Genomic DNA, 26,209 nt, shown 5'->3' with positions numbered 1-26,209 from the left:
TCTATCGCCGATGAATCGGCTCCCACAAACAGCCGCCCTGCCGCAACAAGGCCGTTGCTCTTTGTGGGAGCCGATTTATCGGCGATGCCTCACGACGCGAAACGGTCCGTCGCCTCGACCAGTTCCCGCACGATCCCCGGCTCGAACGCCGAATGCCCCGCGTCCTGCACGATCCTCAGATCGGCTTCCGGGAACGCGCGATGCAGGTCCCACGCGCTACGCACGGGACAGACGACGTCGTAACGCCCCTGCACGATCACCGTCGGGATATGGCGGATCCTGTCGACGTCACGCAGCAGCTGGCCGTCGACCTCGAAGAAACCCGCATTGACGAAGTAGTGGCACTCGATGCGTGCGAAAGCGAGCGCGAACTCGTCTTCACCACTGGACGCGATGTGCCCCTGATCCTGGTAGAGGTAACTGGTAGCGCCCTCCCACACCGACCACGCCCGCGCGGCAGCCACGCGAACCGCGGGATCCGTGCTGGTCAGCCGGCGGTGGTAGGCACTGATCAGGTCGCCGTGTTCGGCCTGCGGAATGGCGGAAAGATAGGTCTCCCACGCATCCGGATAGAGCATGTCGCAACCACCTTGGTAGAACCATTCCAGCTCCGAACGACGCAGCATGAAGATGCCGCGCAGGACGAGTTCGCTGACGCGCGTCGGGTGGGTCTCGGCATAGGCCAACGCCAGGGTCGAGCCCCACGATCCGCCGAACACCTGCCACTTCCCGATACCCAGGTGCTCGCGCAGGGTCTCGATATCGGCGACGAGGTCCCAGGTGGTGTTGTCGGTGAGCTCCGCGTGCGGGGTGGACTTGCCGCAGCCACGCTGGTCGAAAAGCACGATGCGGTACTTCGACGGATCGAAGAACCGGCGGCATCGCGGATTGGTACCACCGCCGGGACCGCCGTGGAGGAACACCACCGGCTTCCCCTTCGGGTTGCCGCTTTCCTCGAAGTAGAGCGTGTGCAGCGGGGAGACCTTGAGCGTGCCGCTGTTATAGGGCTCGATCGCGGGGTAGAGGTCGGGGGAGTCCTGGGCCATGGGGGCGGGTCTTCGATGACGGGGAGATGACAAGGCTAATGGGGAGCCCTGTCAGACGCCACACCCCTGTGGGAGTTCCTACAGGAGCTTGCCGGGATTCATGATGCCGTTCGGGTCCCAGACGGCCTTGATCCCACGCATCAGCGCGATCTCCGCCTCGCTGCGGACGCTGCTCAGCCAGGGCTTCTTGACCAGCCCGATGCCGTGCTCGGCCGAGATGCTGCCGCCATGCCGGTGCAGCGTGTCGACCAGCAGTGAGGTCACGTGCTCGCACTGCTCGACGAACACGGCGTTGTCGAGATCGGCCGGCTTGAGTACGTTGATATGCAGGTTGCCGTCACCGATATGGCCGAACCAGACCACGTCGAAATGCGGGTACTCCGCCGAGAGCAACTCCTGCATCTCAGCCATGAAGGCTGGCACCGCGGAAATCCGCACCGAAACATCATTTTTATAGGGCTTGTGCGGCGCAAGGCTTTCGGTGATGCCCTCGCGCAGGCGCCAGAGCGCAGCGGCCTGCGCCTCGCTCGAACTGATCGCGCCATCCACGACCCAGCCTTCGTTGAGGCAGAGTTCGAAGAAGGAGAGGGCCGCTGCCTCGGCCTTCTCGTCCGCGGCGTCGAACTCGGTGACCACATAGAACGGATGGGTCTCTTCGAACGGTCGCTGCGCACCGTGCGCCAGGACGTGATGCAAGGCACGATCGGTGAAGAATTCGAAAGCGCTCAGTGTCAGGCGATGCCGCGCTTCCGCGAACACGCGCATCAAACTGTCCATCGCGGGCACGGCGAGCAACATGACCTGGGACGGCGGCGGGGGCGAGGTCAGGTTCAGGCTGGCCTCGACCACGATGCCGAGGGTGCCTTCCGAACCGATCACCAGGTGACGCAAGTCGTAGCCGGACGCGTTCTTTACCAGGCCGCGGTTGAGGTCGAGCAGTTCGCCCGTCCCGGTCACCACCTTGAGCCCGGCGATCCACTGACGCGTATTCCCATAGCGGATGACGCGGATACCCCCGGCATTCGTCGCGATGTTGCCGCCGATCTGGCAGGAGCCACGCGCGGCGAAATCCACGGGATAAAGCAGGCCACGCTCGCGGGCCACGTTGTGAACGGCCTCGAGGGCGATCCCCGGCTGCACGGTGAGGATGCGGTCGATGGGGTCGAAGTCGAGAACGCGATTCATCCGGTCCAGGCTGACCACGATCTCACCATGCGCCGCGACGGCGCCGCCGGACAGACCGGTGCGTCCACCGGAGGGAACCACCCCCACGCCCACCCCGTTCGCCCAGCGAACGATGCCCTGAACCTCCTCGATCGAGGCCGGATAAGTGATCGCGAGGGGCGCGGGGGTCCATCGCCGTGTCCAGTCGCGACCGTGATGCTCGAGATCGCCCGGGTCGGTGGACAGCTTGAGCTCGGGCAGCAGGCGGGCAAGTTCGGACAGGCGTGGATCGGTCATGGGACTCTCGCTCGGGTATCGAAGGCAGGGTGCCAGCGCTGGGGCCGGGCGTCCACTGCGCTGCAACATTAACGTCACTCTCTGGCATAGTGAGCGTCTCGCCCACGGATCTGAAGCCCGGCCATGAAGCGCACGTCGTACCCGAAAGAAGACATCAAGGTCCTGCTGCTCGAAGGCGTCAGCCGCAGCGCGCTGGACACCTTCCGCCAGGCCGGCTACTCGCAGATCGAGTTCCATGAGAAGTCCCTCTCCGAGGACGATCTCAAGGAACGCATCGCCGATGCGCATATCGTCGGCATTCGCTCGCGCACCCATCTCACTGCCGAGGTACTGGCCGAGGCACGCCGGCTCATTGCCGTGGGCTGTTTCTGCATCGGTACCAACCAGGTGGATACCGCGGAAGCCGAGCGCCTGGGCGTGCCGGTCTTCAACGCGCCCTACTCCAACACGCGCAGCGTGGCCGAGCTGGTCATCGCCGAAACGATCATGCTGGTGCGCCGCATTCCGGAGAAGAACGCCGAATGCCACCGCGGCGGTTGGTCGAAATCGGCTGCCGGCAGCTTCGAGGTCCGCGACAAGGTGCTCGGCATCGTCGGCTACGGCCATATCGGCACCCAGGTCGGCGTACTGGCCGAATCGCTGGGCATGCGGGTGATCTTCCACGACGTGGAAGCCAAGCTCTCGCTCGGCAACGCCCGGCCGGCGTCCAGCCTGGAAGACCTGCTGGAGCGTGCGGACGTGGTCACCCTGCACGTGCCGGAAACCGCGCAGACGAAGAACCTGATCGGCGCCGCCGAGATCGGCCGCATGCGCCCCGGCTCGATGCTGGTCAACGCCTCGCGCGGCACCGTCGTCGATATCGATGCACTGGCCGCCGCCCTTCGCTCCAAGCATCTCGCCGGTGCGGCGATCGACGTCTTCCCGGTCGAGCCCAAGGGCAACACCGACCCCTTCGTCTCGCCCCTGGTCGGCATGGACAACGTCATCCTCACCCCGCATGTCGGCGGTAGCACCGCCGAAGCGCAGGAGAACATCGGCATCGAGGTGGCCTCCAAGCTGGTGCGTTACAGCGATAACGGCAGCACGCTCTCCGCGGTGAATTTCCCGGAAGTCTCCCTGCCCGGCCACCCGACCAGCCGCCGCCTGCTGCACATTCACCGCAACATTCCCGGCGTGCTCTCACGCGTGAACGACGTGTTCTCTCGCGCCGCCGTCAATATCGACGGCCAGTACCTGCAGACGTCCGGCCAGGTCGGCTACGTAGTGATCGACGTGTCTACGACCGACGAGCACGCCGCCTCGCTACGAAACGAGCTGGCGGCGATCGAAGGCACGCTGAAGGCGCGCGCGCTCTACTGAGTCCGCCGCGATTCGATCATCTTCCAGCCGTTACCCGACGGGTCGCGGAAGTTGGCGTCGACGTTGCCGTAGCGTTCCTCGGGCGCCTGCGTGAACTCCACGCCCCGGGCGCGCATGCGTTCATAGGCGGCGCGGCAATCGTCGACGTTGAGCACCAGGGGCGGCATCGCCCCCTTGGCCACCACTTCGCTCATGGTCTGCGCCGTGGCCTCGTCGAGCACCGGCGCCTGCGGCTTGAACAAGCCCAGCTGCAAGGATGGCTGCTCCGGATGCTGCACGGTCAACCAGCGAAAACTGCCGTTCTGCGCGTCGGTGTGCACGCGAAAACCAAGCTTTTCGACGTAAAACTCGAGCGCTTCATCTTGGTCGCGAACGTATAGGCCGACCACTCCGATACCCTGGCTCATAAAACCTCCGGTTTGTGGGAAGGCTCTTTTTTAGCAGGCCGTTCCCGGCGGCGCTTCTCCGAAACTGCGCTTGTCAGGCCAGGTCGGTAGGCTGCACTGACGAAACAATGGGGCACGCGTGCCAAGTCATGCTTGCCGGCGTGCTCGTGCGCGCGCCAATCGCTGGGACTCGACCCGTTGACGTCGCGGAACACGCGACCGAACGTGCCGAGGCTGTTCCAGCCTGTCTGCAGCGCGATATCGAGGATCGGCATCGCCGTGTCGCGAAGCAGGGCCTTGGCTCGCTCGAGTCGGCGAGTGAGCAGGTAGCGATGCGGAGGTAGCCCGAAGGCGTCTTTGAACGAGCGGGCGAAATGCGCCTCGGAGACATGGCTCACACCCGCCAACCGCCCGACCGGCCACGCCTCGTGCGACGAGGCATCCATCCGGTCCTTGGCGCGTAACAGGCGTCGTAGTAAATCCGGGTCCACGGTGTCTCCCTTGTTGTGGGAGCCGCTTCAGCGGCGAGCTCTTGCTTCAACAGGAACTGAGGCCAGCAACCTTGAAGGAAGCGCTGCTGCGCAGCGCGTTGTGTGCCATTCGCCGCTGAAGCGGCTCCCACATGTGTCTATACATTCGCCGCTGAAGCGGCTCCCACATGTGTCTATACCTTCGCTGCTGAAGCGGCTCCCACATGTCTCTCAGTTGCCGCCTTCGGCGACGACACGCGCGCGGCCGCGTTGCTTGGCCAGGTAGAGGCGACGGTCCGCCACGGCGATCGCCGGCAGGATCTCGTCGCCTTCCTTGGGTATCAGGGTATGCACGCCGGCGCTGAGGGTCACGCGCTTGCCGGGACCGAGGCCACCGTGCGGAATCATCGCTTTCTCGACCAGGTCGAGGCAGCGCCAGGCCAGCGCCAGGGCAGTGGCCTCGTCGGTGTCCTGCAGCAACAGCACGAATTCCTCACCACCGAAGCGGCAGAGCAGGTCGTCCGGATTGCGCACGATGTTAGACAGCGCCGAGGCTACGCGTTTGAGGCACTCGTCGCCTTCCAGATGACCGTAGTGGTCGTTGTACTGCTTGAAGAAATCGATATCGAGGACGACCAGCGACAAGGTCGATCGCCCCTGCCGTGCGTCGCGCCACGCGGCCTCCATGACCATGTCGAAGCGGCGACGGTTGGCCACGCCGGTGAGCCCATCCTTGAACGACAATTCCTCGAGTTCGCGCTGCATGTCGAGCAGCTTTTCTTCCGTACGCTTGCGCTCGCTGATGTCGAACATGAAACCGATGAGCGCGTTCGGCGAACCATCGGGATTGCGCACGACATGGACCACGTCGCGAATCCAGACGTATTCGCCATTCTTGGTCAGCGCGCGATAGTCGGCTTCGTGGTCGACGCCAGCCTGCGACTGCGACACGCAGAAGTCGAAGACCCAGGCGCGGTCTTCGGGATGCATGCGGTCAGCCCAGTCCTGCACCGTCGCCCACGATTGCGAGGACCAGCCGAGAAGCTCTTCGATCTGCGGACCGATATAAGCGAAGCGAAGCGTCGCCCACTCGATTTTCCAGGGGATGGCACGCGTGGATTCGAGCAGGGTTTTGTAGACCCCGACGTCTTCCTCGAGAATGATGTCTTCGATGCTCATGGCCTTCCCCACTGACGGCTGCGCCAGTGTAGCGGCGAAAGGCCGTAAAGCTTGAATCTCATCGCTCTCGCGACTAAGCCGGGATTTCCGGGCGGACCGGCCCGACCGATGCCACGGCGATCACGGCCCGGCCATACAGGGCCATCACCTGCTCCGGCAGGTCGTAGTCGATGCGCTCACCGCCACGAAGCTCCCGCCGCATCAGGCGGATCATCATGGTGATCACCTCGTCGCCGTACGCCTCGGGCGGCTTGCCGCTGACCTCGGCCAGGCGGCCGCGAACCGCTTCGACATCGCTCACGACCGGGCAGATGCGATAGCGGTACGTGCCGCCGATTCCGTCCGGTGGCAGGTCCATGAAGCGGTCCGGTCGTTGGCGGAAGGCACCCAGTGACAGGCGGTAAGCGTTGTAACCGAAGATCGGAAGATCATCGGGCACCGGGCCGGCTTCGTCGAGCACCTGCAGGTCCGTCGCCAGCGGCAGGAGGTCGTCCACGCGATAGATGTCCGTGACCCTGGTGTTGCCGACGCGGACCAGGTTGGCGAGCAACTCGCCGAGCGAGGCGTGACCGACGACGGCGGCACGCTTGGGCAACCCGCCCCACGCGCCATCGGCGCCATTGAGCAGGGCCTCGATCATGGAGGCGTTCTCGAAACCCGCGCCGGCGTGGATATGCATCAGCAGTTTCATCGACGGCGGCAGGATCGCCCGCGCCGCGGCGACGTAGGCACCCACCTGGAACGGCATGTAGGTGCCACGGTCGTCCTCCATGGTGATGCCCTCGATCGGCAAGCCGGCAAGCAACTCCATGATCTCGAACGTGGCATCGCTGGCTTCGGCGAAGGCGTCACAGCCGTCGACGATATTGATGAAGATGCGCGGTGCGCCGCCTTCCCCCACGATGTTGTCCCGGAGCCACTGCACGCTCGCCGGCAGGCTGCGCTTGAGGGTGGGCAGGTCGTACATGCCCTCCATGCCGAACGAGCTGAGGTAGATCTCGCTCACGGTATTCGGCACGCGATAGTCGCGGAGCTTGAGCTGCGAGGGATCCGGCGTGAACGTACCGTCGGGCGAGGCGATGCCCATGGCGGTGAAGGCGAAGCAACCGGTCATGTCCACGCCGGTATCACGCAGGCGGATCATGAAGTCGTCGTCGACTTCCAGCTCGTCGGGGATGGCGTAGTCCAGCGTACCCAGTGAAATATTGCGAAAGCCGAACTCGCGCAGCTTCGGCAGGATGGCGAGCTTCTCGTCCAGTGTCTGGCCGACTCTCGAGCCCACCGGATTCTCGCGCAGGGACAGGTCGATCATGAACGGCTCGATGGCCGCAAGGCGTGCCACCTTGTCCTCTGCGTCGTTCAGGGCGGCGCGTGCGCGCTCGCGAGCTTCCAGCGTCATGGTCTTCCCTCTCGGATCGTCGCGACCTGCGACCAAAAGAGCTGTCGGCCGGCTGCGGACAATCTTGAGAAAGCCACGCGCGGCGACAGCGCCGCGTACGGTCGTTCCCAAGGCGGCGCGCCGCTCCCACGGGCGGCTTCCTGGGGGTCAACCTAATGCCCTGCGCCACGTTGGTCCTTCCATACCCAGGATCAGGACTTTATCGATGCGCCGTTTCTCCCCTACCCTGCGTGGCGTGACGATCGCCTGCTCCGTCGGACTTGCCGCGTGTGCCGGCAACAGCATCCGATTGAGCGCCGCGCCCGACCATCCGCACTCGTTCGACGGCCACTGGGTCGTGGACGTTTCTCACAGCGAAGATCCTGATGCCTCCCCAGCAGCGGGCGGCAGCGGTCGCGGCGGCGGCATGGGCGGTGGCCACGGTCACGGCGGCGGTGGGGGTATGGGAGGTGGCATGGGTGGCGGCGGTATGGGCGGTGGTGGCCGACATGGCGGTGGTGGTTCCAACCCTGGTGCCAGCAGTGGCAACGGCGCCGGCAACACGACTGGCGGTGGGAACGGCGACATGCTGCGCCGGGCTCTCCTGCTTCCCGACACGCTGGACATCGCCCTTCATCCGGGCAGCCTGCAGATCGCGCCCAATGGCCACTCAAGCAGTGTCCCGATGGTGACCGGCAAGGACGCGGGCGGTGACGTCACGCGAGCCGGCTGGGACGGCGACAGCCTGGTGGTCGTGATCCATATCGACGACAAGCGCGGCGACATCGTGCAGCACTACGACGTGGCTGCCGATCATTCGCGGCTGGTGGTCACGACCGAGTTCAAGAGGAAGTCGAAGACGGTGTCTGTCGTGAGGGAATTTATCGCTGGCGAAGCCGGCTCCCACCAATGAATCAGGCAAAAAAAACGGCGCCCCGAGAGGGGCGCCGTTTTTTTTGAATAATGGTCGGGGTGGCGAGATTCGAACTCGCGACCACTACACCCCCAGCGTAGTGCGCTACCAGGCTGCGCTACACCCCGACGAGCTAACGATTGTAGCAGCAACGCCGCGACCTGCGGAAGCCGGTCAGCGACGAAGGAGGGTCAGTACTTCTTCCAGCTCCAGACGCACCTGACGCACGATCTGATGTGACATGCTCGCTTCCATACGAGCCTGCGGGCCTTCCAGCCGGGCGCGAGCACCCGTGATGGTAAAACCCTCGTCGTAAAGCAAAGAACGGATCTGGCGGATCATGAGCACGTCGTGGCGCTGGTAATAGCGGCGATTGCCGCGACGCTTGACGGGCTTGAGGGCCGGAAACTCCTGCTCCCAGTAGCGAAGGACATGCGGCTTGACGCCGCAAAGCTCACTGACTTCACCAATGGTGAAGTAGCGCTTCGCCGGGATCGCCGGAAGTTCGGTGTTATTCCCTGGATCCAGCATAGCCCTCGACTCTTACCTTGAGTTTCTGGCCAGGACGGAAGGTGACAACCCGCCGGGCCGAGATGGGAATTTCTTCGCCGGTCTTTGGATTACGACCGGGCCGCTGATTCTTCTGCCGAAGGTCGAAATTGCCGAAGCCGGACAACTTGACCTGCTCACCTCGTTCCAGGGCCTCGCGCACGACCTCGAAATAGGCGTCCACGAATTCCTTGGCCTCACGCTTGTTGAGACCCACGTCGAGGAAAAGCCGCTCGGCCATTTCCGCCTTGGTCAGCGCCATCTTATCCTCGCAGTCTTGCCTTGCATGTCTTCTCCAATGCCCCCACCGCTTCTGCCACGCGAGCGTCGGCATCTTCGTCGGTAAGGGTGCGTGAAGCGTCCTGTAAAATCAAGCCCATAGCGAGACTCTTTCGTCCTTCGTCGATCCCCTTGCCGGCGTAGCGATCGAACAGGCGGATCTCCTTCAGGACCTCGCCGAGCGCCTCGCGCACGGCGGTCTCCACGGCAGCCCAGGACACGTCTTCGGGCAGTTCCACGGCGATATCACGGCGAACGGCCGGGAAACGTGCAACGCGGCCAGCACTGGGAAGGCGACGGGCAAGGATCGACTCGAGCGCCAGTTCCATCACGTGAACGTCCGGACCCAGGTCCAGCGCCTTGGCCAGCGCCGGGTGCAGGGCGCCCAGGAAGCCAGCCGGCCGACCGTCACGCAGGATGCGTGCGCCGCGGCCAGGATGCAGCCAGGACGGGAGGTCATCGGCGTCGACCGACCAGCGCTGCGGCTCGCCCGTGTGGGCGATCAAGGCGTCGAGGTCGCCCTTGAGGTCGAAGAAATCGACCGGACGGGTCGCTTCGCCCCACTGTTCCGCACGCGCGGCGCCGCTGGCGACAAGGGCCACGCGACCCACTTCGTCGGGCGCATCACCGGTAGCGTGGAAGCTACGGGCCACCTCGAACAACCGAACGCGCTCCTGCTGGCGTGCGCGGTTATGACGCAGCGCTTCAATCAGTCCGGGCAGCAACGAGGTCCGCATCACGGCCAGATCCGCCGAAAGCGGGTTGGCCAGCGGCACCCAGCCCTTGTCGACGCCCCAGGTCGTGAGCAGGTCGGCGTTGACGAAGGAAAGCGTCACGGCTTCGAAATAGCCGCGCGCGGCGATCTGGTCGCGCAGCGCCATCTCGCTGAGGCGGGCCTCGGGCTCGGAACGCAGGGCGATCTGCCCCGCCGGGATATGCGTCGGAATGCGATCGTAGCCATGGATACGCGCGACCTCTTCGACCAGGTCTTCTTCGCGCTCGATGTCGAAACGGCTGCTCGGCGGCGTCACTTCCCAGCCGTCCGCCAACTCGACCACATGCATGCCGAGGGCGGTGAAGATGCGGGCGACCTCGCTGCCGGCGATATCGATGCCGAGCAGGCGGCGCAGGCGCGCGTGGCGCAGTATCACGGGCGCGTGCTCACGCAGGTCTTCCGGGCGCTCGGCCAGGGTCAGCGGGCCGGCGCTACCGCCGGCGATCTGCAACAGCAATTCCGTCGCGCGCTCGATGGCACGCTGCGGAAGCGCCGGATCGACGCCGCGCTCGTAGCGATGCGAGGCATCCGTATGCATGCCGAGCTTGCGTGCGCGACCCATGATCGCGGCCGGCGCGAAGTGCGCGGCTTCGAGGAACACGTTGCGCGTGGTGTCGGTCACGCGCGAATCGAAGCCACCCATGATGCCGCCGAGGGCGAGGGCATGGGCTTCGTCCGCGATCACGACGAAGGACGGGTCGAGCTTGACCTCGCGGCCGTCGAGCAACTTGACCACTTCACCCTGCCCCGCATGCCGCACGACGACGGCCCCGGAAAGCGTGTCGTTGTCGAACGCGTGCATCGGGTGGCCGAGCTCGAGCATGACGTACTGCGTGATATCGACGATGGCGCTGATCGGGCGGATACCAGCGCGACGCAGGCGCTCGGCCATCCACAGCGGCGATGCCACACTGGCATCCACGCCTTCAATGACGCGGCCGATATAACGCGGTGCGTCGGCGCCGGCTTCCAGGCGAACGTCGCGCCTCGCGCTGGCCGTCACCGGCGCGCTGGCCGTGCCGATCGCCTTCACGCGGCTACCGAACAGGGCAGCCACATCATGTGCCAGGCCATTGAGGCCGAGCACGTCCGGACGATTCGGGGTGATCTTCAGCTCGATGCTGGCATCGGGCAGGCCGAGGTAGTCGGCGATCGGCGTACCGACCGGCGCATCCGCCGCTAGCTCGAGCAGGCCGGACGCGTCGGCGTCGATGTCGAGTTCTTTCGCCGAGCAGAGCATCCCGAAGGATTCGACACCGCGCAGCTTCGCCGCCTTGATGTCGACGTTGTTGGGCAGCTTCGCGCCCACCCTGGCCAGCGGCACGCGAATGCCTACGCGCGCGTTTGGCGCGCCGCAGACGATCTGCAGCAGCTCGCCCTGCCCTGCATCCACCTTGCACACTTGCAGGCGGTCGGCTTCGGGATGCTTCACGGCCTCGACAATTTCGGCGACGACCACGCCGTCGAGATCCTCACCCAGCGGGGTGACGCCTTCGACTTCCAGGCCGGCCATCGTCAGCGCATGAACCAGGGTCGCGCGATCCGCGTCGATGGCAACCAGTTCACGCAGCCAGTTTTCGGAGAATTTCATGGGAGCGACTCGTTAACGTGGGTTCGACGGCGATCAGGCGAACTGGCGCAGGAAGCGCAGGTCGTTCTCGAAGAAGGCGCGCAGGTCGCTCACGCCGTAGCGCAGCATGGCGAAGCGCTCGACGCCGAGGCCGAAGGCGAAGCCCGTGTAACGCTCCGGATCGACGCCGCAGTTCTTCAGCACGGTCGGATGGACCATGCCGCAGCCGAGGACTTCGAGCCAGCGCTCGGTGCCGTCCTCGGCATCCCAGCGGATATCGACTTCCGCCGAGGGCTCGGTGAACGGGAAATAGCTCGGACGGAAACGCATCTCGAAGTCGCGCTCGAAAAACGCGCGGATGAATTCGGACAGCGTGCCCTTCAGATCGGCAAAGCTCGAGGTCTCGTCGACCAGCAGGCCTTCGATCTGGTGGAACATCGGCGAATGCGTCTGGTCCGAATCGCTGCGATAGACCTTGCCCGGCGCGATGATGCGGATCGGCGGCTGACGGCCCTGCATCGAACGGATCTGCACCGGCGAGGTGTGCGTGCGCAGCAGGCGCCCGTCGCCGAAGTAGAAGGTATCGTGCATCGCGCGTGCCGGATGGTGCGGCGGGAAGTTGAGCGCCTCGAAGTTGTGCCAGTCGTCCTCGATCTCGGGACCGTCGGCACGCTGGTAGCCAAGACGCCCGAAGATGTCGGCGATGCGCTCGAGGGCACGGGTAATCGGGTGGATGCCGCCGTATTCGCCATCGCGGCCCGGCAGGGTCACGTCGATGCGTTCGGAGGCCAGGCGACGATCCAGCTCGGCCTGCTCCAGGGACTGCTTACGGGCGGTAATGGCGTCGGTCAGTCGTTCCTTGACGCGATTGACCTCCGCGCCGCGCGCCTTGCGCTCGTCGCCGGATAACTGGCCCAGCGCCTTGAGCGCCGCGGTGACCGCACCGTTCTTGCCCAGCAGACCGACGCGGACGGCGTCGAGTGCCTCGAGCGAGGATGCAGCTTCGATGTCGCGCAGGGACGCGTCGATATGCTCGATCGATTCCATCGGTGTTCCTGACGGGGAAAAAAAATGGGGAGAAGGCCAGGCCTTCTCCCCACGTTATCCATCTTCGCGCGGTATGACTACCGTGCGTGGTAAAGCGGATTACGCAGCCAGATGGGCCTTAGCCTTCTCTGCGATCACGCCAAACGCCTTGATGTCGCGCACGGCGAGGTCGGCCAGGACCTTACGGTCGATAGCGATCTCAGCCTTGGCCAGGCCGTTGATCAGGCGGCTGTACGACAGACCGAACTGACGGGCGGCAGCATTGATACGAACGATCCACAGGGCGCGGAACTGACGCTTGCGCTGCTTGCGGCCGATGTAAGCGTACTGGCCAGCCTTGATGACGGCCTGGTTAGCTACACGGAAGACCTTGCGACGGGCGTTGTAATAACCCTTTGCACGGCCGAGGACTTTCTTATGACGACGACGGGCGGTAACGCCACGCTTAACACGAGCCATGGTTCAACCCTCCCTTAAAGATACGGCAGCATGCGAGCCACACTCTTGGTGTCGCAGGCTTTCACGTGGTTGGGAGCGCGCAGGCCGCGCTTACGCTTGGTCGACTTCTTCGTCAGGATATGCGACTTGAAGGCGTGACCAGCCTTGAACTTACCCGACGCGGTCTTGCGAAAACGCTTCGCTGCCGCCCGGTTGGTCTTGATCTTGGGCATCGGAATGCTCCGTATTCGGTTGCTGACTGTTCCGGCGGCGTGCCTTGCGGCAACACACTTTCCTTCCTGCCGGGTACGGTGGCTCGGCCTATCCATACAGGCCGAGCCGGCGATGATACCGAATCGTGAAGGGCCGCGCCAGTGGGCTTGGGGGGCTGGGGGCTCCGTGTGGGAGCCGATTCATCGGCGATGGGGTGCTTGCCGAGATCTGGCCCGCTGCCGCGGGATCGCCGATGAATCGGCTCCCACAATCGCCGATGAATCGGCTCCCACACGGAAAGTGGCGCCCCTGGGGGCGCCACTCCGGATCAGATTTTCTTCTTCGGGCCGATCATCATGACCATCTGGCGACCTTCGAGACGGGGGAAGGACTCCACCACGCCGTCTTCGCCGATATCGGTCTGGACCCGACGGGCCAGGTTCTGGCCGAGGTCCTGATGGGACATTTCGCGACCGCGGAAGCGGATAGTGACCTTGACCTTGTCGCCTTCTTCAAGGAACTCGCGCATCTTGCGGAGCTTGATGAGGTAATCGCCTTCGTCGGTGACGGGGCGGAACTTCACTTCCTTGATTTCGACCTGCTTCTGCTTTTTCTTGGCAGCCGAGGCCTTCTTCTGGGCTTCGAACTTGAACTTGCCGTAATCCATGATCTTGCAGACCGGCGGATCGCCGTTCGGCTGGATTTCGACCAGGTCCATGCCCAGGTCTTCAGCGGCCTTGATGGCGTCACGGGTCTCCATGATGCCCATCTGCTCGCCTTCGGCGCCCAGCACGCGAACCCGCGGGACGCGGATCTCGAGGTTCTTGCGATTGCCCTTGTTATCGGTCGTAGCGATACCGCTATCCTCCAGAAGATTGAACCAGGTGCCGGACGCGAGCGATCAGCGCTGCGTCTCGGCCTTTAGCTTTTCGACGAACTGGGCCACCGGCATGCTGCCGAGGTCCTCTCCGCCACGGGTACGTACGGAAATCGCGCCGGTTTCCTTCTCGCGGTCACCGACCACGATGAGATAGGGCACCTTCTGCAACGTATGCTCCCTGATTTTATAACCGACTTTCTCGTTGCGCAAATCGGCCTCAACCCTGAAGCCTTGTCCGACAAGGGTTTGGGTGACTTCGCGCACATAATCGGCCTGAGCGTCGGTGATGCTGAACACTACTGCCTGAATGGGGGCAAGCCAGGGCGGAAGCAAGCCCGCGTGGTGTTCGATCAGGATACCAATGAAACGCTCCATCGAACCGACGATCGCCCGGTGCAGCATGACAGGGTGCTGGCGCTGTGAGTTCTCGTCCACGTACTCGGCGCCAAGGCGCTCGGGCATCATGAAGTCGACCTGCATGGTACCGACCTGCCAGGCGCGGCCGATCGAGTCCTTCATGTGGTACTCGATCTTCGGGCCGTAGAAGGCGCCCTCGCCCGGCAGCTCCTCCCACTGGACGCCTGCCGCCGACAGGGCCGCACGCAGCGCGTGCTCGGCCTTGTCCCAGACCTCGTCCGCACCGATGCGCTTTTCCGGACGCAGGGCGATCTTCATGGCGATATCGTCGAAGCCGAAGTCCGCATAGACCTTCATGGCCTGGGCGTGGAACGCCGCGACCTCGTCTTCGATCTGCGCCGGGGTGCAGAAGATGTGGCCATCGTCCTGGGTAAACGCGCGCACCCGCATGATGCCGTGCAGCGCGCCCGAAGGCTCGTTGCGGTGGCAACCACCGAACTCGCCGTAGCGGATCGGCAGGTCGCGGTAGCTGTGCAGATGGGTGTTGAAGATCTGGATGTGGCCGGGGCAGTTCATCGGTTTCAGCGCATAGGTGCGCTTTTCCGACTCGGTGAAGAACATGTTTTCCTGGTAGTTGTCCCAGTGACCGGACTTCTTCCACAGGCTCACGTCCATGATCTGCGGACCACGGACTTCCTTGTAGCCGCTGCTGCGGTAGACACCGCGCACGTACTGCTCCACGGCCTGCCAGATGGCCCAGCCCTTGGGGTGCCAGAACACCATGCCCGGCGCTTCTTCCTGCATGTGGAACAGGTCGAGCTGCTTGCCGATACGGCGGTGATCGCGCTTCTCGGCTTCTTCGAGCTGCAGCAGATAGGCCTTGAGGTCCTTGTCGTTCAGCCACGAGGTACCGTAGATGCGGGTCAGCATCTCGTTGTTGGAATCGCCGCGCCAGTAAGCGCCGGCCACCTTCATCAGCTTGAACGCGCGCAGCTTGCCCGTGTTGGACACGTGCGGGCCGCGGCACAGATCGGTGAACTCGCCCTGGGTGTAGAGCGACAGCTCCTCGCTGGCCGGAATGCCTTCGATGATCTGCGCCTTGTATTCCTCGCCGAGGCCGCGGAAGAAGGTGATCGCCTCATCGCGGCTCTTGACCGAGCGCGTGACAGGGATCTGCTCCTTGACGATCTTTTCCATCTCGGCCTCGATGGCGACGAGATCGTCCGGCGTGAACGGCCGTTCGTAGGCGAAGTCGTAGAAGAAGCCGTTGTCGATCACCGGGCCAATGGTGACCTGCGCGCCGGGGAACAGGCGCTGCACGGCCTGACCGAGAAGGTGGGCCGTCGAGTGACGCAGGATATCCAGCGCCTCCGGGCTCTTCTCGGTCACGATTTCGAGGGCGGCGTCGTGGTCGATCGTGAAGCTGGCATCGACCAGCGTGCCGTCGACCTTGCCGGCGAGCGTCGCCTTGGCAAGGCCGGCGCCGATCGAGGCAGCAACGTCCTGCACGGAAACGGGGTGTTCGAACGGCCGCTGGCTGCCGTCGGGTAGCGTGATCTGGATCATGGTTGCAAATTCCGGACAAACAAAAAGGGCGCCATACGCCCTTCGGAGACGACGAAGACGTGGCGTGGGATCAGGTTGGGAGGCGCGTAGTCCGCATGTCGCACTCTCGGCCAGCGTTACCGCGGGCCACCTTGGTCGCGTGGATATCGGGCAAAAGCTAGATCAGCCGTGCTGCCGTGTCAAATCGGCCGTCCGTTAGACTAGGCGGATCGCTCCACTGGCAGATCCTCCATGCGCATCCTGGTTACCGGCAGCGCCGGCTTCGTCGGCTCCCACCTCACCGAGCGGCTGCTCGCACGCGGCGATACCGTTCTGGGTTTCGACAACCATAACGACTACTACGACCCGGCGCTGAAGGAAGCCCGCATCGCCCGTTTCGCCGACCACCCGAACTACACGCATGTCCGGGCGGACCTGGCCGACCAGGCGGCCGTCGACGCCGCGTTCGCGAACTTCCAGCCCGAGCGTGTGGCGCACCTCGCCGCCCAGGCCGGCGTCCGCTATTCGCTCAGCCACCCGCATGCCTACGTGCAGAGCAACCTTGTGGGCTTCGTGAACATCCTCGAGGCCTGTCGCCGGCATGCCGTGGGGCACCTCGTTTACGCCTCATCGAGCTCGGTCTACGGGGCCAATCGCAAGATGCCTTTCGCCGTCGAGGACGCCGTGGACCATCCGGTGAGCCTGTACGCGGCCACGAAGAAGTCCAACGAGTTGATGGCCCACACGTACAGCCACCTCTTCGGCCTGCCGACTACGGGGCTGCGCTTTTTTACCGTGTACGGTCCCTGGGGCCGGCCGGACATGTCGCCGATCCTGTTTGCCAGTCGCATCGTAAAGGGCGAGCCGATCGACGTGTACAACCATGGCGACCACAGCCGTGACTTCACCTACGTGGATGACGTGGTCGAAGGCGTCATCCGCACGCTCGACCACCCCGCCCGGCCGGACCCCACCTACGACCCGGTGTCACCGAATCCCGGCAGCTCGGCGGCGCCGTACCGCGTCTACAACATCGGCAACGACGAGCCGGTGCAGTTGCTGGATTTCATCGGGCTGCTGGAGAAGCACCTCGGGCGCACGGTGGAGAAGCGCCTGTTACCGATGCAGCCGGGCGATGTACCGGACACCTGGGCGGACGTGTCGGCGCTGCGGCGGGACGTGGGGTATGCCCCGTCGACGTCGATCGACGAGGGGCTGGGGAAGTTTGCGGCGTGGTTCAAGGCGTATTACGGGGTCGACTGAGCAAGAGCATCGCCGATGAATCGCTCCCTCAGAGTGCGGACCCCACAGCGGTGACGCTCCTTGTGGGAGCCGATTCATCGGCGATGGGTGCTCGCCTCAAAGCAACCGACGAAGCAAGCCCGACGCCCGCCGCGTTTTCCGCGACACCGCATAGCCCAGCATGTCCGGTGCCGCGAGCAAGGTAAAATGCGTCCGCGCCCGGGTCACTCCGGTATAAACCAGCTCCCGCGTCAGCACCGGCGACGGCTCGGATGGCAAGGCCAGCGCCGTGTGCTCGAACTCCGAACCCTGCGACTTGTGCACCGTCATCGCATAGACGGTATCCACCGCCGACAGGCGACTGGGTACGACGAAGCGCGTCCGCTCGCCACCCTGCTCGTCCATGACCACGAAGGCGACACGCAAGGCCATGCTGCCCTGCCCGTCCGGCACCCAAAGCGTCACGCCCACGTCGCCGTTCATCAGGCCGAGCGCGTAGTCGTTGCGCGTCACCATCACCGGACGCCCTTCGTACCATCCCGTCACCGCATCGATCAGCCCGCGATCGAGCAGACCCTGGGCGATGCGCTCGTTCTGCTTGTCGACCCCGGCTTCCCCATGGCGCGTGGCGCAGAGCAGCTGGAATCGCGCGTACGCGGCGAGCGCGCCCGCCCCCCAGCGTTGAAACGCCTCGAAAGACGCATCGATCGCGGGTCGCTCCCGCTCGATCCAGTCGAGGTAGTCGCGGTGACCGGGCGCGCCCTCACGCCCGTCGATAGCCAGCGCGGCGATCGCGGCAGCCGAGGGGGCGACGAACGCGATATCGCCTCGCGTACCGGCAAAGGCCCGGGTCACCGCGCCGGCGTCGCCGGCGTTGATCGCCTGCGCCAGTGCGCCGATGCCACTGTCTTCGCCGAATCGGCGACTACGACGCAGCATGACGACGCGCTGGTCGAGCGCGTGGGCGTCGGCTCCGTCGGTCCATGCCGCGACGTCGACACCACAGACCGCCGCCAGCCAGTCACGCGTGGAAGGAGCGTAATGACCGGCATCCGCGCGTGCGCAGAGGTCGCCAAGGACCGCACCGGCCTCGACGGACGAAAGCTGATCCTTGTCGCCAAGCAGGATCAGCCGCGCATCACGCGGCAGGGCATCGAGCGTGGCGGCCATCATTTCGAGATCGATCATCGACGCCTCATCGATCACCAGCACATCGAGGTGGAGCGGATTGTCGCGGTCGTGCCGGAAAGCGCGCGTATCCGGGCGGCTCCCCAGCAGACGATGCAGGGTGGTGACCTCGGCGGGAATCGCCTGCTTCACCGCGGCATCCACGTCCAGCCGCTCGATCTGGCCGGCGATCGAGGCGTTGAGGCGTGCCGCGGCCTTACCGGTCGGCGCCGCGAGCCGGATGCGCAGCCGAGGCTCATCGCGCTTGTGCGCCAGCGTCTGCAACAACCCGAGCAAGCGTACGACCGTCGTCGTCTTGCCGGTGCCGGGGCCGCCGGTGATGACGGCGAACGACCCGCGTGCGGCCACCGCGCATGCCACCTTCTGCCAGTTGATCGCGCCGGCTTCGGCAGGAAACAGACGATCGAGTTCCTGCGCCAGATCGGCAGGCGCGCCCGAGGCGACGAGTCGGGACAGGATCGCGTCGGCGACGCGCGCCTCGTCACGCCAGAAGCGACGCAGGTAGAGCAAGCCCGCATCCAGCACGAGCGGCGTATTCGGATCACTTTCCGCCGAACCGACCAGGATCGAGTCCGGTAACCAGGCCTGCGCATCCGACAGCAGCGGCTCGGCCAGGGCAAGCGCCTCGATATCCACGCAGATATGGCCTTCGCCCAGCTCGCGGCTGGCGAGTGCCGCTGCCATCAGCACGCGCCCATCACCGGCGTCATCCAGACTGGCAAGAAAACGGGCGAACGCGCGATCGACCGGACGCAATCTGGCTTCCTGGACGCCACGGTCGAGCCATGTCATCACCTGCGCATTCATGCCACCACTCCTTCGAAAAGCGCATCGAGCGCGTCGATCATCGCTCGTGTCGGGCGCTCGACATGCACGCCATGCCCGTTTCCATCCACACCACGCAGGTAGATGTAGATCGCGCCACCCACGTGCGTGTCGTAGTCGTAGGCATCGCCCAGTCGCGAGCGCAGCTGCCGATGCAGGGCGAGGAGATACAGGGCGTACTGAAGTTCGTAACGGGAATCGAGAATCGAGTGCCGCATCGCAGCGGGCGTATAGGCCAGTTCGTCGACGCCGAGCCAGTTGGACTTGTAGTCGGCGACGTACCATCGGCCACCGTGCTCGACGATCAGATCGATGAAACCCTTGAGCATGCCGTTGACACGATCCGCGGTCAGCGCCGGGCGCGGCGCTCCGCCGAGCGTGTGCTCGCGGACGATTCGGTCGAGCGCCAGGGTATCCACGCGGCGCGCCTCGAAAAGGAACTCCAGCTCAGCACGATAGCGAGACGCATCATCCAGCGAATCGAGCGCGAACGAACCGCCGTCAGGCAGCGGCAGCGACGTGCGCAACAGTACGAGCAGCCAGTTCGTCAGCAGATCGATGGATGCTTCCCAACCGCGTCGTTCGCAACGCCGGGCGACGGTGTCGCGCAGCCGTACCGGGTCGGCGGCGATCGCGGCAAAGCCTTCCTCGGCGATCCATTCGAGCAGATCGTGCAGGAAGGTGCCGGCCTCCGCGCCGCGCTCGAAAGCGTGGATGGTCGCGGCATCGGCGGATGCCGCCGCTACTTCACCGGCGTACTCGACGATCACATCGTCCGACGCCGTCTCGGGCGCGGCGACATCGCTATCGGCATAGCGTAAGGCGCTGTAGCTCGCGATCCACCACGGCTCGGCCTTCGCCAGGCGGGCTTCGCGCGCCGGCAGGGGTCGCTCGTCGCGCATGGGCGCTACGTAGATGCGCTCGTCGGGCGCCGGCATATAGTCGATGCTGATCGCCGGCTCGCCCTGCGCCATGGCGCGCAGCAGACCTTCGATCGCACCGTTGTCGATTTCCTGGCCGCCGCTGAGCAGATACCCGAAGGCGGAGCGGTGGACCTGCGGCTTCTTCGCGGCGTTGTAGCAAACCGGCGCCACGCCTAGCCAGGTGGCATGGCGCGCACGCGTCATCGCCACGTAGAGCAGGCGCAGATCCTCCTGCAAGGCCGCACGTTCGGCGGCGTCCTTCGCCTCGCGCACGGAGTCGCCAGCCGCCTCGTGGCCTGACGAAAGCAGCTCGAGTTGCGCGCCGCTGCCGTCGTGATACCGATAACCCTGCCCCGATCGCGTCCCGCCGCTCGCGCAGACGAAGGGCAGGAACACCAGCGGGTACTCCAGGCCCTTGGACTTGTGAATCGTCACGACCTTGACCAGGTCATCGTCACTCTCCAGGCGGACGATCTGATCCTCGCCCGTGTGGCTGGCCGCATCGTCGATGCGCTCGGCAAGATGACGGATCAAGGCCTGTTCGCCCTCAATGGTCGAGGCTGCCTGCTGAAGCAATTCGGCGAGATGCAGGAGGTTGGTCAAGGCCCGTTCGCCACCGGCCTGCCCAAGCAGGCGCGCCGGAAGCGCGAAGATATGCAGGAAGCGATGCAGCATTGCCAGTACGCCGGCACGTCGCCAGGTTTCACGCAGTTCGAACAGTTGCTGGCCGCGTCGCTCCCAGTGGCGCTCGTCGACATTCAGCTGCTCGAGTTCGCCATAACCCAGATAGAGCGTGCGCGTCGCGAGCGCCGCCCGCATCGCGGTATCCGACGACGGCTCGGCAACGGCGCGCAGCCAGAGCAGCACGTCGTGCGCCTCGATACTTTCCAGCACCGAGTCCCGATCGGACAAGAAGACACTGCGGACGCGACGGGCCGACAGCGCCGCACGGACTTCCGACGCTTCGTTGTGGCTGCGGACGAGGACTGCCATATCGGCGGGCTTCAGCGCGGTGACCGAGCCGCCCTGCGCGAATCCCGTCCGTCCTTGTTTCGCCGCTTCGAGCAGGCGAACGATCTCCGTCGCGCAGGCCTCTGCCATCTGCTCGCGGTACGTGCGCACGCCGACCGGCCCCTCGTCGTCGAGCAGCCAGATCTGCAAGGCGGGCTGGTCGTCATCGTCGACGATGAAGCGCTCGGCCCTTCCGCGCGCCTGGACGCTATGGAAGGGCAATCCCTGGCCGGCAAAATGGAAGGCGCCGGTCGGATGCCCCTCGGCGCGGGCGAACATCGCGTTGACGGCGGCGACCATGCCCGCACTGGACCGATGATTGGTATCCAGGCTGTAGTGCGGTGCCTCGGCCTCGCCACGCGCGGAAAGATACGTATGGATATCCGCGCCGCGAAACGCATAGATCGCCTGCTTAGGATCACCGATCAGCAATAGACCCACGTCCGGATTCGCGGCGTAGACCGCGCGGAAAATCCGGTACTGGAGTGGATCGGTATCCTGGAATTCGTCGATAAGCGCCAGTGGATACTGTCGCCGGATGGTTTCCGCGAGCTCGACGCCCGAGGCCGACACCAGCGCCCGGTCGAGCCGGGACAGCAGGTCGTCGAAGCCGATCTGGGCACGCCGGCGCTTCTGCGCGGCGAAGCGTTCGCGCACGCGCTCGACGGCATCGGCGAGGATCGCGAACCGAATCGCGGGCTTCCCCGCCTGCCACTCGCTCCAATGCCCGACCGCCCCGAAGGCGGGGTGCTCGGGCCGGCTATTGCCCTTGCTCGTCGCCCCTTCCAGGCGCGCGGACCCATAACGACCGACATCGACAGCACCTGCTTCGCCGGTTTCGAGCCAATGACGGACGCCTGCCAGATTGCGCTCGAGTGACGCGGGCTGGTGGATATTGTTCTTCAGCGCCTTGGTACGCACGGCATCGCGCAGCAGGGTCTCGATCCGTTCGACGTCACCCATCCACGCCTCGCGTGCGGCGGCCAGCCGGCTGGCGTCTTCGTCCTCCCAGGCGCGCAAGGCGGTAAACAGAGCGCCGACATCGGCTTTGTCCAGGGCCTGGCCATTGACACGCAAGGTCGTCTCGCCGCCCGACAGAAGCGGTCGAAGTGTCTGGATCAACGCGTCCGGCGTTTTCCACTCCGCCAGCACGGCCGCCACCTGGCGCGCGTCCAGTGGATAGAACGCCTGGCGCCAGTAGTCGCGCACGCAATCGGCCAGCAGCTCGCTTTCGTCGGGCTCCAGCGTCTGTACGAAGGCATGGCCACTACCGAACGCGTGCTGGCTCAGCATGCGTTGGCTCCAGCCGTGAATCGTGAAGATGGCGGCCTCGTCCATCCACTGTGCCGCCTGCTCGACACGGCGCGCGCACGCTGCATGAGCCGACGCCGGATACGACGCCAGCAACTCGGCAAGGAAGGCATCGGGCGACTCGCCCGCACGAAACGCGCGCGCTGTGTCGACCAGGCGCGCGCGAATTCGCTCGCGCAATTCCTGCGTCGCCGCCTCGGTAAAGGTCACCACGAGGATGTTCGGCGGCAGCAAAGGCTGCGCCACGCCCTGGCCGAGCACGGCACGCACGTAGAGCGCCGCGATCGTCCAGGTCTTGCCCGTACCCGCGCTCGCTTCGATCAGGCGAATACCGGACAAGGGCATGGACAGCGGCCGCAACGGTTCCATGGCGGTACTCACGACACCTCCACGCGTAAGGCGCCGAGGAAATCGCGATACGGCGTGAGGCAATCGACGAAACCGGCGTGCATCAGGGAGGCGAAATCGGGGAAGGCGCGAAGCAGATAAGGGTCGCCATCGATTTCCCCGTGCGCACGATCGTGCGTGGCTTCGTAGGTGGCACGCGCGGTTTGCGGCGCCTCGTCGACCGAGCGGGCATTGAGCCAGGCGAGCGCCGTTTTCACCGCGATGGGCTGCGGCGCCGCCATACCGTCGCGCCAGGCGCGCAGCAAGGTGACCAGCATCGCCATAGCCTCATCCGCCGCCAGCGGATCGAGAACGATCGTGGCATCCGGTCCAATGTAGCGCGTGACCACGGACAGACCGGCCGCCTGTGCGACGAGATGGTCGACCCAGGGCATGACGAGGCGATGCGCGCGCGGCGCACCGTCGGCATCCAGCACGTTGGAGGGCGACAGAAGGAACGCCGCCAGCCGCCCCTGGTCGTCGCCGCGAAGATCGGCGAGCCAGTCCTCGAGGGCGACACCTTCGACGTCGAGACGGATCTCACGCTTGCCCGCCTCGTGCGGCCAGGCGCGCCGCTCCACGACGAAGCGACCGTAAACCGCCGCGGCGACAGCCTCGATATCCGTGCGCACCGGCGCCGCGAAACCGCCCATCGGCAGGGCACCGCTACGCTGCAGCTTCGCGGCGGCGTCGCCGATCGCCGCGGTCGCACTGCCTTCGCTACGCAAGGCGGCACGCAGTAGCGAATCCGCCATCGCGAACCGGCCCAGGCTGTCGACGGCGAACGGTTCACGGTCGTCGCCGCCGGGATCGACGGCGTCGAAACGCACGCCCAGGCGTGCCTGGAAGAACTCGCGCACCGGATGGCGGAGGAAGCGACGCAGGACACCGAGCCCGATCGGACGGTCGACCGTGACAGCGACCAAGCCGGCTTCTTCGGCCCGCTCGACGCCATCATGGGCCTGACGCCACTCACGCGCGTAGGTGAACAACCGTGCATCCTCACCGCGAAAGTACGCACGACTGAAGGGCTGGAGCGGATGCTCGACCGTCAGGCCATGCAACAGGTCGGCGCCACCCTGCCCTTGCCACGCCGCCGCAAGATAGTCGCGCAACTGACCGACCAACACCGACGGCGCGCGTTCGGCGTTGTCGCGCGCGCTGCGCCCCACCCAGCCGATGTGAAGAGCGTCGCGCGCCGAAAGCAAGGCTTCGAGGAACAGGTAGCGATCGTCTTCGCGACGCGAGCGATCGCCCGGCCGCCACGCGCCCTGCCGGGACATCAGGTCGAAGTCCATCGGCGGCCGCGCGCGCGGATAGTCGCCATCGTTCATGCCCAGAAGGCAGACCAGGCGGAACGGAATGGCGCGCATCGGCATCAGCGTGCCGAAGCTCACTGCGCCGGCGAGGAATCGCTTGGAAAGACCGCCCTGGTCGAACTGACCGAGCCACGCTTCGCGCACGACCTCGATCGGCAAGGCCTCGTCGAAGGCGGCTTCCACGCAGGCACGCTCCCAGGCGTCGAGTCCGTCGAGAAGGCGTTCGATGCGCATGTCGTCATCAGGTTCCGCGCCCTGAAAGAAATCACGCAGGAGGCGGCGCAACCGTACACCCCACTCCGTCGCGGAGGCGGGCTCGCGCAGGGCGAGCCAATGGTCGCCAAGGCGCTCGAGCAGGTCGGCCAGTGGCCCGACCAGGCTCGCATCCAGGCCACCCACCTCGGGGTAGGGTTCGATCTCGCTCCAGGCGTCGCCCGCACCCACGGCATAGCCGAGCAGCATGCGGCGCAGACCGAAGGCCCAGGTGTTCTGCTCGAGGGCCGGCAGGTCGAGCGAGGCGCGTTGTGCGGCATCGAGCCCCCAACGAATACCCGCACCCTCGATCCAGCGGTGCAGCAGGGGCAGATCGTCTTCCGCGAGCCCGAAACGTGCGCGCACAGCAGGGACGTCCAGAAGATCGGCCATCTCGCCAGCGCCGAAACGCGATTCGGTCATGCCGAGCAAGACATCGAGTGCCATCACCACGGGCACCGTGCCACGGGCCGCACGGTCGGCCACGCTGTAAGGAATGAAGCGCGGATCGTCACGCGGTACGCGACCGAACACGGCGTCGATATGCGGACCGTAGGTCTCGATGTCCGGCACCATGACGATGACATCGCGCGGCAGGATGGGATCGCCCGCCTGCGCGGAGGCCTCGAATCGCGCCAGCAACTGGTCGTGCAGGATCTCGACTTCGCGCTGCGGCCCATGCGCCACGTGAAAGACGATGGAGGTGTCGCCAGGCTCGATCGGTTGCGGCGTCGCGGGCAGTGGCTCGAGGTCGAGAATGGCGGCCTGGACCTGCCCGAGGAGATCCGTGGAGGTCGGCTCGGCGAAGAGGTCGATGCGCTGGTCCCAGGCATCGAAACGCTCGCGGTAACTTTCGGGGTGATCGAACTCGTCGAGCAGGCGGATGTAGTCACGCCCCTGCTTGCCCCACGCGGCCAGCAGCGGATTGGCGTGCAGATGCATGTCGTCATCGGACAACGCCAGCGGCATGCCCGGCTTCGCTGCCTGACGACGGCGCTCGGCGCGAAGCAGCTCCCGGTCGTCGACGATGTCCGCCCAGTAGTGCCGGCAGGGATTCATCACCACCAGCACGACCTGCGACCAGCGCGCCAGCGCGGACAAGGCCTCCAGCGTCTGCCGAGGCAGCGACGACATGCCGAAAACCACGATACGGCGCGGCAGCGCCTTGGGGCGCCCGGTCAGCCCGGCCACCGCACGCAGAAAGCGCGCGTGGACGGCGGCGCGGTGCCCGTCGGCCTCGACTACGCCGACATCCTCCAGCAGGCGCCGCCACAATGCCGCCTGCCAACGATCCGCGGCAGCCATGGCGGGCGCACCGCCACGGGCGTCGCGCAGCACGTCACGCCCGTCGGCCCAGTCGTCGAGCCAGTCCGCGCGATAGACCTGGTACTGGTCGTAGAGGTCGGCCAGACGCTCGGCGAGCTGGTGACATTTCCGTGCATCACCGTCCGCACCGAGGAAGGCAGCGAGCGGTTCGAAGACAGGTTCACGGGCTACCGACGGCAAGAGACGCATCAGGCGCCAGACCAGACGGGATTTGTCGAAAGGCGATTCGGGAGGTACCGCGTCGCGTCCGAGCACGGCGCGATAGGCCACCCACAGGAAGCGACCGGGCAACTCGACCTTGACCGCTGCGGCGATACCCAGGCCGCCGTCGTCGACCGCGCGCGCCAGCGCCAGCCGAAACCACTGCGCGATGCCGTTGGACTGCACCAGGACCCATTCGTCCTCGAGCGGTTCCAGCGGCGCCCGCCGCAACCAGGCGACAAGGACATCGCGCAGCTCTTCGAGCCGGTTGCCGTGCAGCACCATGAGACCTGGCGCGATGTCGTTCCTGTCGCTCAACCGGCGGCTCCCGTATCCATGAGGTCAGTGCCGATCATGACCGATCCGGGTCGCAGGGGGC

The 26,209-nt window shown here is 65.5% G+C and carries 20 protein-coding genes and 1 tRNA gene; 3 read left to right on the top strand and 18 right to left on the bottom strand.

The window, feature by feature from the left end; all coding sequences use genetic code 11:
* Nucleotides 1-89: 89 nt before the first annotated feature.
* Nucleotides 90-1,046, bottom strand: a complete 957-nt coding sequence (pip, locus tag BJI69_RS13430; RefSeq protein WP_046977642.1) for a prolyl aminopeptidase — start codon at nucleotides 1,044-1,046, stop codon at nucleotides 90-92.
* A gap of 78 nt (nucleotides 1,047-1,124) precedes the next feature.
* Complete coding sequence (locus BJI69_RS13425; RefSeq protein ID WP_046969673.1) at nucleotides 1,125-2,507, bottom strand: FAD-binding oxidoreductase; 1,383 nt, start codon at nucleotides 2,505-2,507, stop codon at nucleotides 1,125-1,127.
* 123 nt (nucleotides 2,508-2,630) lie between these two features.
* On the opposite strand from BJI69_RS13425, the gene serA reads away from it, so the two are divergent.
* Entirely contained in the window at nucleotides 2,631-3,866 is a 1,236-nt protein-coding gene (gene serA, locus BJI69_RS13420; RefSeq protein WP_046969672.1) for a phosphoglycerate dehydrogenase, read from the top strand.
* Here the strand turns inward: serA and BJI69_RS13415 are convergent.
* From BJI69_RS13415 to BJI69_RS13400, 4 genes are all read right to left on the bottom strand, one after another.
* A complete protein-coding gene (locus BJI69_RS13415; RefSeq protein ID WP_046969671.1) occupies nucleotides 3,860-4,273 on the bottom strand; it encodes a VOC family protein in 414 nt (137 codons plus the stop codon). The two genes, serA and BJI69_RS13415, sit on opposite strands and share 7 nt — an antisense overlap.
* The gene (locus BJI69_RS13410) at nucleotides 4,270-4,698 is read right to left on the bottom strand and encodes a helix-turn-helix transcriptional regulator (RefSeq protein ID WP_046969670.1); all 429 of its coding nucleotides are present in this window, start codon (nucleotides 4,696-4,698) and stop codon (nucleotides 4,270-4,272) included. Before BJI69_RS13410 ends, BJI69_RS13415 begins: the two co-directional genes overlap by 4 nt.
* Before the next feature lie 255 nt (nucleotides 4,699-4,953).
* Entirely contained in the window at nucleotides 4,954-5,901 is a 948-nt protein-coding gene (locus BJI69_RS13405) for a GGDEF domain-containing protein (RefSeq protein ID WP_046969669.1), read from the bottom strand.
* 73 nt (nucleotides 5,902-5,974) lie between these two features.
* Entirely contained in the window at nucleotides 5,975-7,300 is a 1,326-nt protein-coding gene (locus BJI69_RS13400) for a beta/alpha barrel domain-containing protein (protein ID WP_046969668.1), read from the bottom strand.
* 205 nt (nucleotides 7,301-7,505) lie between these two features.
* Here BJI69_RS13400 and BJI69_RS22635 point away from each other — a divergent pair, with 205 nt between their 5' ends.
* Entirely contained in the window at nucleotides 7,506-8,192 is a 687-nt protein-coding gene (locus BJI69_RS22635; RefSeq protein WP_071924964.1) for a hypothetical protein, read from the top strand.
* A 51-nt stretch (nucleotides 8,193-8,243) separates the two neighbouring features.
* On the opposite strand, the gene BJI69_RS13390 is transcribed toward BJI69_RS22635, so the two are convergent.
* From BJI69_RS13390 to thrS, 9 genes are all read right to left on the bottom strand, one after another.
* Nucleotides 8,244-8,320 (bottom strand) — tRNA-Pro (locus BJI69_RS13390).
* Nucleotides 8,321-8,366: 46 nt separating this feature from the next.
* Nucleotides 8,367-8,723, bottom strand: coding sequence for a MerR family transcriptional regulator (locus BJI69_RS13385; RefSeq protein ID WP_036114913.1), 357 nt, complete (start codon nucleotides 8,721-8,723; stop codon nucleotides 8,367-8,369).
* Nucleotides 8,704-9,003: an integration host factor subunit alpha gene (ihfA, locus tag BJI69_RS13380; RefSeq protein WP_036114917.1), complete on the bottom strand. Its 300-nt coding sequence runs from the start codon at nucleotides 9,001-9,003 to the stop codon at nucleotides 8,704-8,706. The genes BJI69_RS13385 and ihfA overlap by 20 nt, the downstream gene beginning before the upstream one ends.
* A 1-nt stretch (nucleotide 9,004) precedes the next feature.
* Nucleotides 9,005-11,386 carry a phenylalanine--tRNA ligase subunit beta gene (pheT, locus tag BJI69_RS13375; protein ID WP_046966442.1) on the bottom strand — a complete coding sequence of 794 codons (2,382 nt, stop codon included), beginning with the start codon at nucleotides 11,384-11,386 and terminating at the stop codon, nucleotides 9,005-9,007.
* 33 nt (nucleotides 11,387-11,419) lie between these two features.
* Nucleotides 11,420-12,412 carry a phenylalanine--tRNA ligase subunit alpha gene (gene pheS, locus BJI69_RS13370; RefSeq protein WP_046966441.1) on the bottom strand — a complete coding sequence of 331 codons (993 nt, stop codon included), beginning with the start codon at nucleotides 12,410-12,412 and terminating at the stop codon, nucleotides 11,420-11,422.
* Between the two features lie 99 nt (nucleotides 12,413-12,511).
* Nucleotides 12,512-12,871 carry a 50S ribosomal protein L20 gene (gene rplT / locus BJI69_RS13365; RefSeq protein WP_046966440.1) on the bottom strand — a complete coding sequence of 120 codons (360 nt, stop codon included), beginning with the start codon at nucleotides 12,869-12,871 and terminating at the stop codon, nucleotides 12,512-12,514.
* A gap of 14 nt (nucleotides 12,872-12,885) precedes the next feature.
* Nucleotides 12,886-13,083 (bottom strand): 50S ribosomal protein L35, encoded by a 198-nt coding sequence (gene rpmI, locus BJI69_RS13360; RefSeq protein ID WP_046966439.1) that lies wholly within the window; start codon nucleotides 13,081-13,083, stop codon nucleotides 12,886-12,888.
* Between the two features lie 308 nt (nucleotides 13,084-13,391).
* Nucleotides 13,392-13,919 carry a translation initiation factor IF-3 gene (infC, locus tag BJI69_RS13355; protein WP_071924963.1) on the bottom strand — a complete coding sequence of 176 codons (528 nt, stop codon included), beginning with the start codon at nucleotides 13,917-13,919 and terminating at the stop codon, nucleotides 13,392-13,394.
* 45 nt (nucleotides 13,920-13,964) lie between these two features.
* Entirely contained in the window at nucleotides 13,965-15,866 is a 1,902-nt protein-coding gene (thrS, locus tag BJI69_RS13350) for a threonine--tRNA ligase (protein WP_046966438.1), read from the bottom strand.
* A gap of 231 nt (nucleotides 15,867-16,097) precedes the next feature.
* Here thrS and BJI69_RS13345 point away from each other — a divergent pair, with 231 nt between their 5' ends.
* Nucleotides 16,098-17,108 (top strand): NAD-dependent epimerase, encoded by a 1,011-nt coding sequence (locus BJI69_RS13345; RefSeq protein WP_046966437.1) that lies wholly within the window; start codon nucleotides 16,098-16,100, stop codon nucleotides 17,106-17,108.
* A gap of 96 nt (nucleotides 17,109-17,204) precedes the next feature.
* Here BJI69_RS13345 and recD read toward each other — a convergent pair whose 3' ends face one another.
* Genes recD through recC form a run of 3 tightly spaced genes read right to left on the bottom strand, consistent with a single transcriptional unit; the run spans nucleotide 17,205 to nucleotide 26,148 of the window.
* The gene (gene recD, locus BJI69_RS13340) at nucleotides 17,205-19,082 is read right to left on the bottom strand and encodes an exodeoxyribonuclease V subunit alpha (protein WP_046966436.1); all 1,878 of its coding nucleotides are present in this window, start codon (nucleotides 19,080-19,082) and stop codon (nucleotides 17,205-17,207) included.
* Nucleotides 19,079-22,726, bottom strand: coding sequence for an exodeoxyribonuclease V subunit beta (gene recB, locus BJI69_RS13335; protein ID WP_244465210.1), 3,648 nt, complete (start codon nucleotides 22,724-22,726; stop codon nucleotides 19,079-19,081). The genes recD and recB overlap by 4 nt, the downstream gene beginning before the upstream one ends.
* A complete protein-coding gene (recC, locus tag BJI69_RS13330) occupies nucleotides 22,723-26,148 on the bottom strand; it encodes an exodeoxyribonuclease V subunit gamma (protein ID WP_052767046.1) in 3,426 nt (1,141 codons plus the stop codon). Before recC ends, recB begins: the two co-directional genes overlap by 4 nt.
* Nucleotides 26,149-26,209: the final 61 nt, after the last annotated feature.

This window comes from Luteibacter rhizovicinus DSM 16549 (assembly GCF_001887595.1).
Taxonomy (GTDB): Bacteria; Pseudomonadota; Gammaproteobacteria; order Xanthomonadales; family Rhodanobacteraceae; genus Luteibacter; species Luteibacter rhizovicinus.
The sequence above is the reverse complement of the archived record's forward strand: the minus strand, read 5'-3'. Positions and strand labels throughout refer to the sequence as shown.